This is a genomic window from Hafnia alvei (assembly GCF_964063325.1).
GTDB classification, from domain to species: Bacteria; Pseudomonadota; Gammaproteobacteria; order Enterobacterales; family Enterobacteriaceae; genus Hafnia; species Hafnia alvei_B.
The window spans coordinates 2612785-2630556 of record NZ_OZ061315.1 but is presented as its reverse complement, the minus strand read 5'-3'; the positions used below and the strand labels follow the sequence as shown (position 1 = coordinate 2630556).

Here is a 17772-nt window from a genome sequence, read left to right as displayed (position 1 = left end):
AGGAGTCTTTCTAAAACCACAAACGTCCATTCCTGGCACAAAGCGGACGAGCTAACAGAGTTTAAGGTCCGCTGTGAGCGAGAATCAGACGCTTGGACGAAAGTGATTGTGCTAGCGCGCATTGCTATTTTTACGTGACGTGAGAAACGTCATCACTACCGCGCCAAGAAGTAATATACCACTTAATCCGAAAGTACTTCGCCATCCCAAACTATCGAATACCAGACCTCCTGCTGTTGAACCAAGTGCAATCGAGAGTTGGATGACAGCAACCATGAGACCACCCCCAGCCTCTGCATCTTCGGGAAGCGTACGTGCTATCCATGTCCACCATCCCGTTGGTGCAGCCGTCGCAAGCAACCCCCACAGGCTTAGCAACACGGCAACTGCCCAGATGCTGTGGCCTACCAGCTGAAGCGTACCGGCAATCGCTGCCATAAGCAGAGGGATCATAATTAAGGTCTGATAGAACCTAGCGTTTAGGAGTGTCGATACGACCATTGTGCCGACAAAACCTGCTACGCCTATTGCTAGCAAAATTAGGGATAGGCCAGAGGGGCCCACACTGGTTACAGTCTCCAGAAAGGGACGCACGTAGGTAAATAAGGCAAACTGCCCCACAAAGAATAGTCCGCAGGCCACCAGCCCCGTAGGTACGTCCGAGATTCTAAACAGACGAATCATAGATCTCTGTTGCTTTTGTCTTTTATCGTTTTCCATTGAAGGTAGGCTGATGCATTGCCAAATGAACGCAGCTATGGCAAGGGGAACGAGACATAAAAAAGCCCCGCGCCAACCGACGGTCGTCCCCAGATAGCTACCAAGCGGCGCAGCCACAACGGTCGCCAACGCGTTCCCTCCATTGAGAATTGCCAGCGCACGGGGAACCTGATGCTGCTCCACGAGCCGAATGGCAGTTGCAGCCGACATTGACCAGAACCCACCGATAACGACACCGATCATAATCCTCCCCAGCATATAAACCGGATAGTTAGGTGCTATAGCGATGACCATTCCCGATATGGCCATTAAGACCGTCAGTCCCAGAAGAAGATATTTACGATTCAGATTTCCGGCAATACGAGAGATAGTCAGGCTGGTCAGTACCGCTAGTGCGCCAGATATGGCGATCCCCTGGCCTACCAGTCCTTCAGTGATGTGCATATCGTTGGCAATAAGCGTAAGCAGGCTGACAGGCATAAACTCGGAAGCGATTAGCACAAAAACGCAGAGCGTCATGGCAAACACGCCTCCCCAGTGTGCATCTGTTTTAGTGGGTGATGTTTTATGACTTACTGTGGACATTATCAGTATCTCTTTATATCGCTTCGGCGAGACTTAGCCGCAGCCAAAATAGACGCTATTCAGGGAATAACGATAAAAACGTGGGCGGGGATGATGTATGGGAAATAAACAACCGCCTGCAAATATCAGACGGCTTCAGACCATTACTTTAAGTTGGTTTTGAAAAACTGTTCAAATTTAGCAAACGGGATCTTACCCACAACGTTGTCGTACAGGTCAACATGGTTTGCTCCTGAGACAATGACCAGCTCTTTCTCTTTGCTGCCGATCGCCTTAAAGGCATCTTCAGCAAAATAGCGTGAATGGGCTTTTTCGCCGGTCACAATAAGCGTAGGGATAGTGACTTCATTTGCATAACTCAGCAGCGGCATATTCATAAATGACAGTGGCATGGTTGCATTCCACGCGCCGGTTGAGTTGACCGAACGCTCATGAAAACCGCGCGGCATACGATAGTAATCGAAGAACTCTTTCAGAACCGGATTGGGATTGGCGGGTAACGTTTCCGGCAGAATACGACTCGACGCACTGACGTTGCCTTTCTCATCAACATAAATGTCATGCCCGCCGGGCGCGAAAGCGCCATTTTTCGCATCCTTCCAGCGCTGTGCATTCAGGTACTGCAATATGGCACGACGGTCCTGTGTACTATAACGATCTTTGCCATCTCCCACGCCATGTCCCATCGCACGGCTCATGTCGTACATCACGCTGGTTGCCACTGCTTTGACGCGGGTATCCATCGCGGCGTCGTTTAAAGCCATGCCGCCCCAGCCGCAGATACCCAGCAGCCCGATACGGTTGCGATCCACCTCTTTTTGCAGACCTAGGAAATCTACCGCCGCGCTGAAGTCCTCGGTGTTGATATCTGGAGACGCGACATTGCGCGGGTAGCCTCCGCTCTCGCCCGTATAAGAAGGGTCGAACGCTAGGGTAACAAACCCTTGCTCTGCAAGCGTTTGCGCATACAGGCCGCTTGACTGCTCTTTCACCGCGCCGAAGGGGCCGCTGACGGCAATGGCAGCCAGCTTACGCTCGCCACGATCCTTGGGAATGTAGAGATCCCCGACGAGGGTGATCCCGTAGCGGTTTTGAAAGGTCACTTTACGGTGAGCAACTTTCGTGCTTTGAGTAAAGGTTTTATCCCATTTATCGACCAGCGTAGCAGGCGCGTTCGGATTGGTTGTATCGGCATAACTCATATTTGAGACTCCACTTAATGATGCGCATAGCAGCATGGCACCTGTCAGTTTTTTGGTGAAAGCAGTCATCAAAATCTCCTCATAAAACATGATAGATGCAGGTTTCATACGGACAACGCTGCTGTGCTTTTTTGTTGTAATGAGCACATTATAGTTAGCAGTAAAAGTGCTGATTAGTGGGTAAAAATGCTAGAATTAATACCAAATTGTTCTAAATAATGGTGCGACTGCGAGGGAGAGATTATGGCGAAACGGGAAAGCTATAACGATTTATACCTGTTCATGCAGGTGGTGCGGGAAGGGAGTTTTACCGCCGCGGCACAACGCCTTGGCCTGGCACAGTCAGGGATCAGCCGTTCTGTGCGCGAACTTGAAGAACGACTGGGCGTTCAACTTCTGGTACGCACCACCCGCAAATTATCGCTCACCCATGCAGGTGAACAACTGTATGGAACCCTTGAGTCAGGATTCGACGCTTTAGATATGGGGCTAGCCACGCTTGCCCATTATCGTCAGTCCCCATCAGGTACGGTACGCATCAATGCCAGTCAGCACGCTATTGATAAAGTACTCCTGCCGAAGCTTGCAGTGTTTAAGCAGCGCTATCCTGACATCCGATTGGAACTCATCAGCGAAAGCCGGTTTGTCGATATTATTGCGGAGAGATTCGATGCAGGTGTGCGTTTAGGTCCGGAAGTTGGCAGTGGCATGATTGCTGTTCGCATCACTCCTGATATGGAGATGGCTGTTGTCGGTACACCAGAGCACTTTCGTCGCTACGGTTTTCCACAAACCCCCGCAGATTTAGTGGCTCATCCTTGTATCGCTTATCAATTCGGTGACGGTAGCCTGTATGCATGGGAACTACATCAAGATGATAAAAAAATCACCCATCGGCCGCAGGGTCAGTGGGTTTTTGCTGACAGCTATATGGAAGCAAAAGCTGCCAGTTTAGGACTGGGGCTGGCTTATGTTCCGGAAGAGTTAGTTTCCGATGATTTAGAACGAGGTAATCTAATTAGGGTTCTACAACGTTACAGTTTACGTCTTGAAGGTTCATTCATCTATTATCCTCATCGCAATGTGTCACCCGCTCTGCGAGCAGTTATTGATACATTGAGAGTTTGAGGAATAACGGCGATGCATCACATAAGACTTAGCATGACCGTTAAACAGTTTCCGCTTCTAGCATGAAGCGGACGAGCTAACAGAGTTAAAGGCCCTATGAGCGAGGAACAGATGTTGGCAGTTCTTCTAACAACTGTAACTGCATGACTAACATTGAGGAAACATGATTAATGTCGAGGAGGTCAGCGTGTGCTTACCTTGATTAAGCGCATTCAAACCTATAAGGCATTGGAGGCTCATCTGGGTGAATTATCAAGGTTAGTTTTATTAATAATTGGTTAGGAGAACTTACAATTTAAAGGAGGTAGTAATCTTAAAAGCCCTGACCATTGCAGTCAGGGCTTTTAAGGTACTTCAGACTTCAGATTTAACATTAATGAACTTAATAAAATTATACTGCTATTTATACTGCTTTAAATGCACCCGTTTACTACAGATAATATTGGGCATTAATACTAAAAATCCTCCCTCTATTTATCTCGTTATACACCTGCCTGCGCTTTCAGAACCTAAGCGTGGCAACTTAAACAAGCACATCCCCTCGCGATATATACTCTTTGATGCGTTGCCCATTGCAGATACGGTTACAATCAAAAAAAGAAACCGCCAGCATTATCTAAAAAAACAGGGCCTTACATCATCGCGCTAAGACTACCATTTTGCGAGCCAGCACAACCACTACGAGGCCTGAAAGCGAACTACATCCCAAACAACAAACTTCGTGGCCTGTAAAGCAAAATGGTCTTTTCATTACTTCTTTCTATTCAACAAATTACTAACCAATTTCATTGTGCTGCTGAGTACTAATTTACTCATTTGAGATTTGAGGTCAATACTGTTTTTTAAAACATGTTTTTATTTACATCGATAGTGACAGTGCTGCATCCTGCTACTCATTGTACTGACCTACTGGCAACGTCCGCATTTTGCACAATGCTGCCTTACCCTACAGTGTGTCAGCTCAAATCTGGAGTTGCATGGTTAAATAGCGAGTTTTGAGTTCAATGTTTGTACTTGTTCGTTGTTCATTTCTTCAATCCACGTACCATATACCTCAAAAACCATTTTCGAGTTTTCATGCCCCATTTGGCTAGCGATAAATGCCGGATTGGCGCCAGCAGACAGCATCCAGCATGCGTATGTGTGCCTTGTGTGATACGGCGTTCGACGGCGAACCTTAGATCGCTTGATGGCTGTATCCCATAACGTTGCGATCGTCGATGAGCAGTAATGTGGTTTTTTCTCGTTGTTTACTTCTCGCGGTTGAAAAACAAAACGTACGTGCTGCTGCTCAGTTTTCCTATATTCGCGATGCTGAAACGTGATCTCTGTCCGTGGCTGCAATTCGGTAAGTGCTCTCTGTGCCTTAAGCGCCTCAAGTGCAGGAGCCAATAATGTTATTACTCGGTTGCCAGCCCGCGTTTTGGGTGGGCCAAAAATACCGAGCTTATTTAAATTTCTCGAAACATGAATAATCCCAGTATTGAGATCTATATCTTCCCATGCCAATGCGCTGAGTTCGCCATGGCGCATCCCTGAATAGAAAGCAAGTTGGAATAGGTTTTTTGTCTGGCCACGCATAGCGGCGAGCAGTGCTGAGTACTCACTCTTCAATAATGGGTCTGGTTTTGCCTTTGTTGATTTGAGTTTTGTTATTTCTTCGAAAGGCTTGCTTGTGATAAATCCTGAACGATGAGCGAATTTCAGTACGCGGCAGAGTAGGGATACGTATGTTTCAACGGTACGGACACTACGGCCAATCTTATTTGGTCGATGGCTATAGAACGTGCCGCCGTGCAACAGCTCATGCCGGTATGTCAGAATGTTGTTGTGGGTGATCGATTCAATCATGGTGTGTTCGCCGATGACTCGATTTAAAACAGAAATCTGAGATTTCATACTAACAAGAGTACCAGGGCTGACTTCAACGGATTTGGTTTTTAGCCACTGCTCAGTGAGTTCGAAAAAGCTTGAAACCCATTTTTCAGTATCATATTTCGATGCATTTTTTGATGTTGGAAAGCGATTGTGATAGCTGAATTCGCCAAGATTTATTTCACTAACAATCATAGACCGGAGGTTTCCGGCCTTTTTGATGTTTGCTGGTGTATTAGCCCATCCTTTAAGGATTTCACGGCAACGCTTACCGCGGTAGATAAACCAGATGCAGATGCTGTTGCCTCTGATTTCCACGCCGGTCGGTAACGTTGCCATTTTATGCCTCTCTAATAATTTGGTTTATCATTGGGTAGTTGTACCAAATGATCCCGCGTTTTGTTTTATCACCACTGGGCGATACGCGCTTAAAGTGAATCCCTTCAATCCAGCATCCTTGCCGGTACTGCTCAATCTGACGGTCCCCTAGACCCGTTTTAGCTCTGAGCCCATCCTCTACCATCCATTCCTCGATAAAGACAACCTGCGCCATAGGCACCCCACGAACTATATCGAATCACCTATCTGTAAATTGATTTTCAAGAATCAGATCCAACTGTTCAGCGAAGTTCCCATGATGAATAGCGACGTGCTGGTGTGCGTGAAACTTGCACTTTTGGCGCGCAGTATAATTTCCATTCTGCGTGGCAATGATCATCACAGAACTTTTGATATTGTTGGTGCTGACCGACTTTGATCAGCTTCCCGATCATCGCTGCGGCTTCTTTCGATTTACCGCACCAATAGCAGTGGCACTCAGTTTCTGGCGCACTAGGCGCCAGTGGGGTAGGAGTAAGCATCATTTATCCCCCTCGCAAGCCATAAGGAATTTCACGCCTGCGCTAACAAAATTACTAAATAATTGCTGGTGGGTTTTCAGTGCTTGAATCTCGGCCTGCAGCTCTTCAATGGTTGGCTTTTTGGGCTTGGCTGGTTTTTCTTTACTGACCTTTTCTGCTTCGATTTCTGCCCACTCTTTTTTATAGAGTGCAATTTGGTTGGTAAAGAACTGGACGCGTTCGGATGAGTCAGTAATGAATTTGGGGGCGATATCGAATAAATCCATCATGAGGCTGCCTACCGTGCAGTCTTCTAACTCATCGCCCAGCTCGGCCAATTCGATTTCATTAGGCAGCCACTCCAGAAGGTAGGCCGGATCAACATTTTCGCTTTCTAATGTGGTTGCAATGGCTTCTGCGGAATCCAAATCAGTCTCGCCATTAATTACGCTTTGCAGCGCTACCTTGATTTGCAGGGCGCGCGGAGATAAAGCCACATTGGTTGACAAATCTTCACTTTCCCCCAAATGTTTGGTTGACAGATCCGCGTTTTCCCCCAAATGTGCATCATTTATTGCTGGTGGTTTATTCTCAAAAATCTGGCTCACATCAAATTTACTGCCCCCGAGATTCACTAGTTCACCGGTGACCACTTCCGGTTTTGCCCCTTCATTTGAGGCGGTTTCTTCGGTTTTAACTGGTACTGGCTGAATCACACCAAGGTTATGACTGATGTACTCGCGTAGTTTTTTCTTATCACTGGTGATCGCTATCGGCGCGGCTTGGATGCACGCAAAAGTAAAATCAGGGTGAAGGGCTAAAATGCCTGGTGTTTCTGAAAGCGCGTTATACCAATCAATAACATCTTGATCTTTCATTAGCTCAGCGGCGCGATCGACAATGCCCTTTGGTGGTGCCAGTAAGTCATAGCCGTTAGCCGGCTGCATGGCGTAGGCAATAACCTTTTTCAGAAATACAGGGGAGTGAAGCACATCATCAGATAAACGGATCGGGGTGCCCAGTGTTGCACCTGTGCTTGTTGTCTGTGCCTTTGTTTCTGGCATTACTGGTGTGGTTTGTTTATCGCGGTACAATTTAACGATGTTGGCCAGCGCATCTTCACTGGCTTCTGAAACAGCACAGGAACAATATTGCTTAAAGAAATTTGAGATAACGCCGAGCTGGGCGGGGCGATCTGTATATGCGAAAACCTCTTTAGTTGCTTTCACTAATGCGCCGAGTTGCGTGAGAGTGGCATCTTTGGCGTATTGCTCGCTACGAACAGACAATAGGATGTTTTGATAAAAATTATCGTCGGTGTCCATAATCATCGCGACAACAGCACTCATCTGTTCGCGAGAGATTGTTTCTGTTTCATCTCCATGCAGCCACAGAGCCGTGAAACGAAAATCTAAAGGTTTTGCTGATACTTTAATTAGTTCGTCATCAATCTTGGTTTTGAAGTGGTCAACAAAAACTGGCCACAGTTTTAGAGTTTTTCCAGAACAATCGCTCTGATTCATTGGGTGTTAAGCCACCGTTATATTGGTGGGGTCTGAGCTGGCTGTAATAACCAATGATGTAATTCGTTATTGATCTATTTGCTTCGCTAAAATTAACGTATCCACAGTTCGGGACCCATTCTGATTTCAGGCTGCGGAAAAATCGTTCCATTGGGCTGTTGTCCCAGCAGTTCCCTCGTCGACTCATGCTTTGCTTTATACGATAACGCCACAATAACCGTCTGAATTCCCTGCTGGTATAGTGACTTCCCTGGTCAGAATGATACATAACGTCAGCCGGTTTTCCCCTGGTTTCCCAGGCCATCGTTAATGCTTTTCCTGTCAGAACTGAGTCCGGAGAAAACGACATCGCCCAGCCTATTGGCTTGCGAGAAAATAAATCCAGAACAACCGCCAGATAAGCCCAGCGTTTGCCCGTCCAGATGTAGGTCACGTCGCCGCACCAGGTCTGATTAGGTTCCGTTACTGCAAACTGGCGATCCAGATGATTAGGGATATCCACATGCTCTTTTGTGGCTTTTTTGTAGCGATGCTCCGGTTGCTGGCAACTAATAATATTCAGCTCTTTCATTATCTTACTGGCCCGCCAGCGACTCAACGGAACACCTTTTGCGCTGACCATATCGGCAATGCTCCGGGCCCCCGCAGAGCCATTACTGGCATGATGAACTTCACGAACTAGGCTAAGTATAACGATGTGTTTTGCATCAGGTTTCTGCGGTCGGCTTAGCCAGTACCGATAGCTACTGCGATGGATCCCGAACACATTGCAAATAAAGGCAACAGGAAACCGCGTCCTGAGTTTCTCAACTAACGAGAATTGTTCAGGGAGTCTGACATCAAGAGCGCGGTAGCCTTTTTTAATATATCGTTTTCCATTTCAACACGTTGTAGTCGTTTTTCTAATTCACGAATGCGAAGTTGCTCAGGCGTCATCGGAGAGGCCTTTGGGGATTTCCCTGCGCGTTCTTCTTTAAGCTGGCGAACCCATTTATCCATCGTGGATTTACCGACATTCATTGCTGTTGCAGCGGCGGCAACGCTGTAGTGCTGATCGAGTACAAGCTGGGCAGCTTCGAGGCGAAACTCGGGGCTAAAATTGCGTCTGTTACGTCCGGTCATAATGTCACCTGTTTTGACTATGAGGCGATGATATCACCTCTATTCAGGTGGCCAGATTTAGTATTCCACTTCATAGTGCCATGATATTGATTTTAACACTATAATAAGCAAAGGCTTGCCTGCCGGTTTCAAAACTAGCGTGGTGGATTTATGCTGATTCGATGTATGAAGGAGGTGGGAGTGTCTGCAGAGATTAAAGTATACCTTGAGGATGCTAATCAAGCTTATAGCTCTGGTGTGTGGTGCCTATTAGAGGAAATCTTCACTGAAGATATGGGGATGCTTCTGAAACGGATTGATGGAGTTTCAGCAACAGTTGCATTACGTGATGCAGATATCTATGTAACACCATTCAGTGCAGGAATAGACCGAATTTGCGCTTATATGTTTAGTCATCATAAAAAAAATTTCCTTCTTATTGGTATTAGCATCGGACAAAATTTGCCAATTGTTGAGAACCTATTCCCCTGTTTGCAAGGAAGCGTTTTTATCCGAAGAACTGACTCTGTTGAGCAAGTTCGTCATAAGGTGTCTCAAGCTTGGACTATGTCAAACGAAAAAAAAGAAGAAAAATGCCGTTCATGCCGTCGCTTATTATTAACAGCAGGTGAAAAACGTGTAATCTATTATTTAGATAAAGGTTTTAGCGTGTCTCAAATTGGTAGTATTCTAGGGATAGGAATGAAAATGGCAAGTCAAAGAAAACGGGAGGTTATGAGGAAGTATAATTTGCACTCAGATGTAGAACTGTGGAATTTTCTTAACAAATGGCGAGAATATTTAATTCCTTCTGAATAATGCTCCCACCACTCTAGCGAGCTTATGTTGAGTAAGTTCGAAGGAAATCCGTAAGTATTAGAAAAATCAGAGTGTATATAACAGGCCGGCGCAGTGACAATAAAAGTGGATCGCTAATGTGTTTAATTGATTAAAATGGTTATTGTCAGGCATGGATCAAATGATATACATACGCTTATAAGTGCATGTATATCATTAATCCGGTAATCAATCAGAGGTCAGCTCATAACTTTCGGCCAATAGATCGTGAATTTCTTTCGGCGATAACGGACCAGAGAGTATGATACTTATCCAATGTTCTGTGCTCATGTGGTAAGCGGATAATATACCCTCTTTTTGTCGTAGGGACCCGATGTGTTCTGGCCTGATTTTAACCTCAATAACGTCGATTTCATCATCGGTTTTAAGGCCAAGTTTAGAGCCTGACACATTCATGACTATAGCGAACCACTTTTTGCCATCATGGTGACGAAGAACTGCATAGTTGGGAAATTTATTCCATAAATATTCTGGTTCAGATTTATAATGCTCTCGTGCATATTCGAACAGCTCCTCTCTTTTCATTATGAATTCCTAATTACTTTCTTTGATTGACGATTATTAATGTCCTATCACTTGAAAATTTGAAGAGGGCATCGCTGATATATTAACCGTAGTGGGGACAGATTTCATTTATCGGTAGCATTTCATTAGAATTTCGGAATGCTGGCCTATGCAGATAAGCCAGCATCTTTTGAAAATTAACGGAATGGGTTATCGAGCGGTACTTCAGCGTCAGGCTCGTGAGTAATTCTATTTCGGAGATCACGCCTTATAATTTCAATAGCCCAGAACCAAACGATATGTCCAAATAGCTCAGAAATATATTCATCAGCTGGAAGCATCGAGAGAGAAGGCGTTAACCCCAGCAATGGGAAGCTAATCCAATGCACTGCAATTGTAGCAACAATACCGGCTAAAGCGCCTTGCCAGAGTTTAACTTTTGGGAATATCTCGGCAACGACGCAATAGCCGATAGCGAATATCAACGAGAAGATGATATGAGTGACCATTACTGGATTGATAATGTGTTCTGAAAAGGTATAGACAGTAGCCGTTGGATCAATGCCTAAGTAGTCTCTAAGGAAAAGAAATGGCGGATTAAACTCATCACGACCGCCAGTAAATGTTCTAGGAGGTAATGGTACTTCGGCTCCCCATTTTACAAACGCAGACATAACTCCTGCAATGAAACCAACAAAAACTGCAATACCATATTTGCGGCGGCCGGGCTGCGTTCTCATCAACAAATCAGATACTTTCATTAGTCATCCCTTTATAAAATTATAAGTACTCTAGTTTGAATAAAAATAGTACTTCATCAGCTTAACCGATTTAGCAAACGTTGTTTAATATGTTTATTTTTTCAGCTATGTATATTTAATCAGTAATAAGACATCACAAAGAAACGCAAGGTTGGATACTAGAGTCGTAAATTAAGGTGACCAATCTGCCTCACAAGGGCGCTAAGTCATATATTTGAACTCTAAATTCAGAAATACCTGAGCTGCGATTGATTGCATACCTCCTGACTTAAGGCCGTATCATCATGTTAATTGTCAGTATTGAACGATTTAAGTCTATGACTGGAGGTTGGCAGAGCATGATGATAATCCTTGCATATAGTCGCTGCGGTGAAATCTAGATTTCTCTTTATTTTTCATGACCGAGCATCACAATAAAGGTAAGTGAAAAGGGGCATAAAAAGGGGCATTTTGGCTAAAAGGGCATAAAAAAGGGCACTATAAATGTAGCTAGTTGTACATATATGTAGCAGTTAGATAATGCCAAGACCCTGTTTTTGAATGATAAATTATATATTTCAAAGGGTTATGTTCTGTCATGTAACATATAAGTACTAATTATCAGGATGTTGCGGGGCTCGAGGTTTAAGGGTAGACTGCGCAGCATCACTTGATTGTGACAGAAAAGCGCATTTAGCATTATCAATGGAATCTCCATGTAGCCCCGCTAAATGCACTTCTCTGAATTAAGGAGGGCCTGCGCAAGCAGGCCTTTTTTATATCCAGAATTTGGCAATAACGTTCTGTTTTAAAATACTTTCTTATATGGAACCACGGTAACCGCCTGATACACGCCAGCGGCGACGTACGGGTCAGCATCGGCCCATTCTTTGGCATGCTCTAACGATTCAAATTCGGCAATGATGGCTGAACCTAAGAAACCGGCAGCACCAGGGTCGTTAGAGTCAATGGCAGGAAGTGGACCGGCGGTCAGCAGACGTCCTTCATCACGTAAGACCTGCAAGCGAGCCAAATGATCAGGGCGTGAGGTCATTCGCTTATCCAGTGCGTCGGGAACATCCTGAGAGAAAATGAGATATAACATAAGGCTATCCTGATTGTTGGTATAAAGAGTGTGATACAAACAATATCACGTTACGGCATCTGTACTCAGGGTGCAATAAGCCTGTTATCTTGCTGTTAAGGAGTTTGCTGGGCTGCTGTTTTAACCGTCAATCGCGCGTTTTCTTTCGCTCTGGGCGCCTTTGCACATTGCACATGATTGCTATTTGCATTTAAACTTGCGGCTTATTGAGTAAAGAACATTTGGGTTAAATCAATCCGTCAAACCAGGTTGCTAACACTTTGTCGCTGAAAACATCACCACTGAAGAAGTTTTTCCTGACACGTCGTCTTTCATGGCCAACGACGCTGTCCATCGGGTTGCATTCAACGCTAATCGCTGGTTTGCTGTATGCCTCTGCGCAGGAAATGCTGCATATGCCCGCTGAGGAGCCGGAACCGATCAATGTGGTAATGGTTAACCCTGCGATGTTTGCCGCTCCGGCGCCTGTCGCGATCCCTCAGCCTGATGCCAAACCGGAGGCTGCTCCGCCGCCACCGCCAAAAGAAGAGCCGAAGCCAGAGCCTAAACCCGAGCCTGAGCCAAAGCCGGAACCAAAGCCCGAGCCTAAACCTGTCATTAAGCCAAAACCCAAACCGGTGAAGAAAGAGGTCGTTAAACCTCAGCCGAAAAAAGTGGTTGAAGAAAAGCCGCGTGAAGAGACGCCAACCCGCACGGTGACGTCGCCTGAAACGTCGGCCTCTAGCACGTCGACGCACAGCAGCACATCAACGACGAAAGCGAGCAACAACACCGCCAGTGCACCCGCGGTTGCCGCAGTACCTAGTGGCCCACAGGCGCTAAGCATTGTCAGGCCAATATACCCAGCGCGTGCCGTTGCGTTGAAACTAGAAGGTAAGGTTGTTGTTCGTTATGACGTTGATAGTAACGGGCGGACGACAAACGTGGAGATCATCTCCGCAGAGCCACGCAACTTGTTTGAACGTGATGTGAAACAGGCGCTGAAGAAATGGCGTTTTGCGACGGGTCGTGAAGGGAAGGGACTGACTAAGACGATTATCTTCCGCATGTCGGGTGAAACTGAAATCCAATAATCGATTCAGGGTCAATAAAAAAGCCAGTCACAGTGTGACTGGCTTTTTTTGTAGGCTTAAATCGCCGCGAAGATCTTAATCGTCGAAGCCAACGCGGAAGTTCTCTTTGCCCGCAGGCAAGGTGCGTGACTTGTTGTCATCATCAACTGCAACGTAGGTAAAGACGGCTTCAGTGACGCAGTAACGTTGTCCAATAGGGTCAGAGGACACCTTTTTCACCCACACCTCGATATTGACAGTAATGGAACTGCGGCCGGTGCGGATACAGCGTGCATAACAACACACCACATCGCCCACGGCGACCGGCTTTAAAAAGGTGATACCGTTAACCGCCACGGTAACAACACGTCCTTCAGCCACTTCTTTTGCCAGAATTGCGCCGCCGATGTCCATCTGCGACATAATCCAGCCACCGAAAATATCACCATTGGCGTTAGTGTCGGCTGGCATTGCCAAAGTACGAAGGACAAGCTCTCCCTCAGGGAAACGATGTTTTTCGTTCATAAATGTCAGTCTTATTCTTTTCAGTTACCACTTCCCTGAAGCCGATTGCGTTCAGGAAAAACCTTATTTGCCGAGCTTTTGTTCTTCAGTCATATGACGGTAGATATATACGCCGCTTAATAACGTGAAGACCAGCGTCAGTGCCGTGAGTCCGAAGACTTTAAAATCAACCCATACGCTTTGCGGCATCCAGAACGCCACATACAGGTTAGCGATACCACAGGCCATAAAGAACAGCGCCCACGCCGCGTTCAGACGTGACCACACGATATCGGGCAGCGAAATTTCTTTGCCAAGCATGCGTTGGATCAACGGTTTTTTCAGTACGATTTGGCTTACCAGCAGCGCGATGGAGAACAGTGCATAGATAACGGTCACTTTCCATTTGATAAACAAATCGTTATGGAATACCAACGTCAGCGTACCGAAAATAGCGACCATCACGAAGGTGATAAGCGTCATTTTTTCTACTTTACGATATTTAAGCCAGGTCACGATTAGCGCTACCGCAGTGGCTGCGATCAACGCGCCAGAGGCCACGTAAATGTCATAAAGCTTGTAACAGACAAAAAATACTACTAGGGGCAGAAAATCTAAAAGCTGCTTCATATACCTGTCCATAAATCAGTTAACCGAGCGACTATACCCGATTCAGTGCGGTGAGGCATTAAAACCCTAACGCGTACCTGCCTTCATTATCGCGCATAATGCCGCCGAGTGGGATGCAACGACGGCTATTTTTGCAAATACTTACAAGATGGCATAATGCTTGCTATCACCTTGATAAGTTTGTTGCTTACACGCATGATGTAGCAGGCGTGTAAAGAAGGTAAGCGACATGAAATGGAAATTTATTAACGGCTGGATGCCGGGTTTAGCCCTCTTGATGGGTTATCAGCGGGAGTGGCTGACAAGTGATATTCGTGCCGGGCTTTCGGTTGCCGCCGTGGCTTTGCCGGTGGCGATTGCCTACGCCGATTTAGCCGGCGTTGGGGCTATCGTTGGGCTCTATTCCTGCGTGTTCCCCATGATTGCCTATGCGCTTTTCGGTTCCTCGCGTCAGGTCATCGTGGGGCCGGATACGGCTACCTGTGCGGTGATCGCGGCGGTTGTGACGCCGCTCGCCGCCGGTAACTCTGAGCTTCAATGGCAGCTGTGCATCATGATGACGCTGATGACCGGCGGTTGGTGCTTGATCGCCAGCCGTTTTCGTCTTGGCGCGCTGGCTGATTTACTGTCGCGGCCCATCCTCACCGGGTTATTAAACGGTCTGACAATAACGATTATCGTCGATCAGTTAGGCAAAATTTTTGGCTTCCAAACTAAAGCGCGTGAGCTTATCGAACGCTTGCTTTCGCTGCCGTATGATTTGCTGGGAAGCCATTGGCCGACCATGCTGTTGTCACTGCTCACGTTGGCGGTGTTGATCGGCGTGAGGCGACTACGCCCCAGTTGGCCAGGGCCGCTCATCGCTATGTGCCTCGCAATGTTGCTGGTTTGGCTCTTTGAATTACCGCGTCACGGCATACGTACGATTGGCGGATTCAGCGACGGCTTGCCGATTGTGCAATGGCCAAGCTTCCAACCCGGTTTGCTGCGTGACTTGGTGATCCCTTCACTTAACCTAGCGCTGATTAGCTTTGTGAGTTTGATGCTGACCGCGCGCAGCTTTGCCGCTAAAAACAATTATGAGGTTAACGCCGATGCCGAGTTCCGTGCGCTTGGCGTAGCTAACATAGTCTCGGGTTTGTCTCAGGGTTTTGCTATCAGCGGCACCAGCTCGCGTACGGCGGTGAACGATGCCAACGGTGGCAAAAGCCAGCTGGTGTCCATCGTGGCGGCGATTGTGATCGGCGTGGTAGTTTTATTCTTTACCTCTCCGCTGCAATACATTCCAGTTTCTGCTCTTGGCGTGGTGTTAGTTTATGCGTCGTGGTCGTTGCTGGACTTCCGCACGATTATTCAACTGCGTCGCCGCAATCCACCGGCGTTTCGTTTGGCGCTGTTTACCTTTGCTAGCGTGATGTTAGTCGGCGTTATGCCGGGGATCGGTCTGGCGGTTTTACTCGGTCTGCTGCAGTTTTTACGTACCGTGTTTCGCCCAACCGAACAGCTACTGGGCGTGAACGAAGAGGGCATGATCCATTCGTTAGGCAACGGGGCTCAGGTTAAAGCCGTCGAAGGCGTGCTGATGTACCGTTTTAACTCGCCGCTAACCTATTTCAACGTCAGCTATTTTAAAAGGCGAGTCCTCAATTTGGTTGACGGCATGCCTTTCCAGCCGCGCTGGGTGGTAATTGATGCGGTCGCTAGCTTTACCTATCCCGATATCAGCGTGATTTCAGCTATCGATGAACTGAAACGAGATTTAAAACAGCGCAACGTCAAATTAGTCTTAGCGGGTAGAAGAACCGATCTTAAACGCTGGTTCAGCGCAAACCGAGCGAAGGGCGAAGAGAAAGGGCTGTTGTTTGTTTCCGATCTCTATTTAGCGCTGAAGTTTATTCAGAGTAGCGAATGCGTTAACTGCGAACCATCGCCGCCAAGCGAAACTAAGGTGCTGGCGCTTGAAGATAAGAGGATGCCATATCAACCGCCAATAGAACCCTAAACCATCATCATAAAAAATGGGAGCCAGTGGCTCCCATTTTGCTATCAGTTATTGATTAAGCAGTTATTGATTAAGCGGGTTGTCTCACCAGCATATAAAGACGAGACAGATAGATAATCAGCATGGCGGAAACCAGATTGCTCAGCGCGCCCATAATCACCATACCCACGGTTGGGTGCAGCGCAGAGAGCACGCCAACCAACAGCAGCAGCGCCAGTTTCGCCGCCAGCCATAGCATGATGGCTGGGCTAATTAAACGCACATTGGCGAACGATAAGCGGAAGCTACTGCGAATCGCTCTGATTACGCCGACTTTTTCTTCGGACATAATCATCGGCGCTAACGCCAGCCCAACGGCCAATACGATACCCGGCACGATAAAGGCGGTAATACCAAGCTGAACCATTAGCGTACACAGGAACATTAACAGTAACAGACGTGGCAGCATCGGTGCAGAGGTACCAATCGCACGCAGTGCGCTAAGACGCTGTCCTTGGGAGACCAATGGAATTAACGCCAACATGCCGCCAAGCAGCAGCACATTACCAATTAGCGCGGAGAAACTGGCCGCAGCGGATACTTTCAGCAGCACCATTTGTTGCTCTGGTGTCATCTGCTGCACCATTTCTTGCAGTCCCATACCTGACGTTAGCGTGCCGTCGGCACCGGCTAAAATACTCAGATCGTCTGCGCCCGGCGTGAATGCCTGATTCAGGATCACTGAAATAAATGCGGTTAATAGCGCTAACAGGCACAGCGTGCTTATCTGATGACGGAAAAAGTTAAAACTGTCACGGTACAATGTACGGGCCGTGATTGGCATGCAGGCGCTCCTTGGCATTTGCAACGACGCCCTAATTCACAGAAAACGGCTACAGGATCGGAGCCGTCTTAGATTATTAGGGGATTTAGAATAATCAATGTGCGCCGATTGTACCCTGTTAACCGGGGAAGTGGCACCCCGTCGCTATTTTACTGGCGATTTCTTCGGCGTTTGCTGAGGGCAGAGGGGCAAGCCCATAGGCGGCGCGGGCGCGGGCGCGTTCGCAGGCTTCGTTACGTTCTCCAAACTCCCAGGATTGAGAAAATTCTCGGCAGGGTGAGGGCCGGCTCTCATACATAGAACACATGACGTGTTGGCCAATTTCACCGCGCAAGTTCACACAGCGCGGTTTTTTAGTATTGGTGCCCTGCATACAGCGCATATAAGGGCTGACCTGTTCGGTCAGCGAAGCCGGTACAAGGCCTCCGGCATCATCCGCTTCGGCCCAATAAAATGACACTCGGAAATAACCGCAGCATGCACCACATGAGATGCAGGGATTATGCTGTGAGATCGCTGGAATTGTTGGCATGTCACTCATCTTGATTTCCCACCACTCCTTATGGTTTCGAACCAAAACA

18 protein-coding genes are annotated in these 17772 nt (G+C 47.1%); 4 read left to right on the top strand and 14 right to left on the bottom strand.

What is annotated here, in order from left to right; genetic code table 11:
- Window positions 1-111 precede the first annotated feature (111 nt).
- Together AB3Y96_RS12595 and AB3Y96_RS12590 are read right to left on the bottom strand one after the other, a co-directional pair.
- Window positions 112-1305, bottom strand: a complete 1194-nt coding sequence (locus AB3Y96_RS12595; RefSeq protein WP_046359904.1) for an MFS transporter — start codon at window positions 1303-1305, stop codon at window positions 112-114.
- A 143-nt stretch (window positions 1306-1448) separates the two neighbouring features.
- Window positions 1449-2576, bottom strand: a complete 1128-nt coding sequence (locus AB3Y96_RS12590; protein WP_046359905.1) for an alpha/beta hydrolase — start codon at window positions 2574-2576, stop codon at window positions 1449-1451.
- Between the two features lie 174 nt (window positions 2577-2750).
- On the opposite strand from AB3Y96_RS12590, the gene AB3Y96_RS12585 reads away from it, so the two are divergent.
- Window positions 2751-3635: a LysR family transcriptional regulator gene (locus tag AB3Y96_RS12585; protein WP_046449200.1), complete on the top strand. Its 885-nt coding sequence runs from the start codon at window positions 2751-2753 to the stop codon at window positions 3633-3635.
- Between the two features lie 981 nt (window positions 3636-4616).
- Here the strand turns inward: AB3Y96_RS12585 and AB3Y96_RS12580 are convergent.
- The 5 genes from AB3Y96_RS12580 to AB3Y96_RS12560 all read right to left on the bottom strand — a co-directional run bounded on the left by AB3Y96_RS12580 (window position 4617) and on the right by AB3Y96_RS12560 (window position 8994).
- Complete coding sequence (locus tag AB3Y96_RS12580; RefSeq protein WP_367299342.1) at window positions 4617-5849, bottom strand: Arm DNA-binding domain-containing protein; 1233 nt, start codon at window positions 5847-5849, stop codon at window positions 4617-4619.
- A 1-nt stretch (window position 5850) separates the two neighbouring features.
- On the bottom strand, window positions 5851-6063 hold the full coding sequence (gene xisR / locus AB3Y96_RS12575) for an excisionase family protein (protein WP_046359908.1): 213 nt from the start codon (window positions 6061-6063) through the stop codon (window positions 5851-5853).
- Between the two features lie 67 nt (window positions 6064-6130).
- Window positions 6131-6373 (bottom strand): hypothetical protein, encoded by a 243-nt coding sequence (locus tag AB3Y96_RS12570; protein ID WP_046359909.1) that lies wholly within the window; start codon window positions 6371-6373, stop codon window positions 6131-6133.
- Window positions 6370-7872: a hypothetical protein gene (locus AB3Y96_RS12565; RefSeq protein ID WP_367299341.1), complete on the bottom strand. Its 1503-nt coding sequence runs from the start codon at window positions 7870-7872 to the stop codon at window positions 6370-6372. The genes AB3Y96_RS12570 and AB3Y96_RS12565 overlap by 4 nt, the downstream gene beginning before the upstream one ends.
- Window positions 7817-8994 (bottom strand): IS3 family transposase gene (locus AB3Y96_RS12560; RefSeq protein WP_168780224.1). Its coding sequence is split into 2 segments (ribosomal slippage): window positions 7817-8736 and window positions 8736-8994, totalling 1179 coding nucleotides; the frame shifts between segments, so codons are not numbered across the junction. The genes AB3Y96_RS12565 and AB3Y96_RS12560 overlap by 56 nt, the downstream gene beginning before the upstream one ends.
- Window positions 8995-9174: 180 nt before the next feature.
- Between AB3Y96_RS12560 and AB3Y96_RS12555 the strand changes: the two genes are divergently transcribed.
- Window positions 9175-9792: a LuxR C-terminal-related transcriptional regulator gene (locus AB3Y96_RS12555; RefSeq protein WP_227658596.1), complete on the top strand. Its 618-nt coding sequence runs from the start codon at window positions 9175-9177 to the stop codon at window positions 9790-9792.
- Between the two features lie 207 nt (window positions 9793-9999).
- Here AB3Y96_RS12555 and AB3Y96_RS12550 read toward each other — a convergent pair whose 3' ends face one another.
- From AB3Y96_RS12550 to AB3Y96_RS12540, 3 genes are all read right to left on the bottom strand, one after another.
- Window positions 10000-10356 carry an MmcQ/YjbR family DNA-binding protein gene (locus AB3Y96_RS12550; RefSeq protein ID WP_046359922.1) on the bottom strand — a complete coding sequence of 119 codons (357 nt, stop codon included), beginning with the start codon at window positions 10354-10356 and terminating at the stop codon, window positions 10000-10002.
- Between the two features lie 176 nt (window positions 10357-10532).
- Window positions 10533-11096, bottom strand: coding sequence for a DUF1440 domain-containing protein (locus AB3Y96_RS12545; RefSeq protein ID WP_046359923.1), 564 nt, complete (start codon window positions 11094-11096; stop codon window positions 10533-10535).
- Window positions 11097-11883: 787 nt separating this feature from the next.
- Window positions 11884-12180, bottom strand: coding sequence for a YciI family protein (locus tag AB3Y96_RS12540; protein ID WP_367299340.1), 297 nt, complete (start codon window positions 12178-12180; stop codon window positions 11884-11886).
- 395 nt (window positions 12181-12575) lie between these two features.
- Here AB3Y96_RS12540 and AB3Y96_RS12535 point away from each other — a divergent pair, with 395 nt between their 5' ends.
- On the top strand, window positions 12576-13253 hold the full coding sequence (locus tag AB3Y96_RS12535) for a TonB family protein (RefSeq protein ID WP_072310520.1): 678 nt from the start codon (window positions 12576-12578) through the stop codon (window positions 13251-13253).
- 75 nt (window positions 13254-13328) lie between these two features.
- Here AB3Y96_RS12535 and yciA read toward each other — a convergent pair whose 3' ends face one another.
- Window positions 13329-13757, bottom strand: a complete 429-nt coding sequence (gene yciA / locus AB3Y96_RS12530) for an acyl-CoA thioester hydrolase YciA (protein ID WP_072310478.1) — start codon at window positions 13755-13757, stop codon at window positions 13329-13331.
- A 63-nt stretch (window positions 13758-13820) separates the two neighbouring features.
- Window positions 13821-14366 carry a septation protein A gene (locus tag AB3Y96_RS12525; RefSeq protein ID WP_072310477.1) on the bottom strand — a complete coding sequence of 182 codons (546 nt, stop codon included), beginning with the start codon at window positions 14364-14366 and terminating at the stop codon, window positions 13821-13823.
- Between the two features lie 229 nt (window positions 14367-14595).
- On the opposite strand from AB3Y96_RS12525, the gene AB3Y96_RS12520 reads away from it, so the two are divergent.
- Entirely contained in the window at window positions 14596-16368 is a 1773-nt protein-coding gene (locus AB3Y96_RS12520) for a SulP family inorganic anion transporter (protein ID WP_367299339.1), read from the top strand.
- Between the two features lie 70 nt (window positions 16369-16438).
- Here AB3Y96_RS12520 and AB3Y96_RS12515 read toward each other — a convergent pair whose 3' ends face one another.
- Window positions 16439-17191 (bottom strand): YciC family protein, encoded by a 753-nt coding sequence (locus AB3Y96_RS12515; RefSeq protein WP_025796895.1) that lies wholly within the window; start codon window positions 17189-17191, stop codon window positions 16439-16441.
- A gap of 118 nt (window positions 17192-17309) precedes the next feature.
- Window positions 17310-17705, bottom strand: a complete 396-nt coding sequence (locus tag AB3Y96_RS12510) for a YkgJ family cysteine cluster protein (protein ID WP_367300317.1) — start codon at window positions 17703-17705, stop codon at window positions 17310-17312.
- Window positions 17706-17772: the final 67 nt, after the last annotated feature.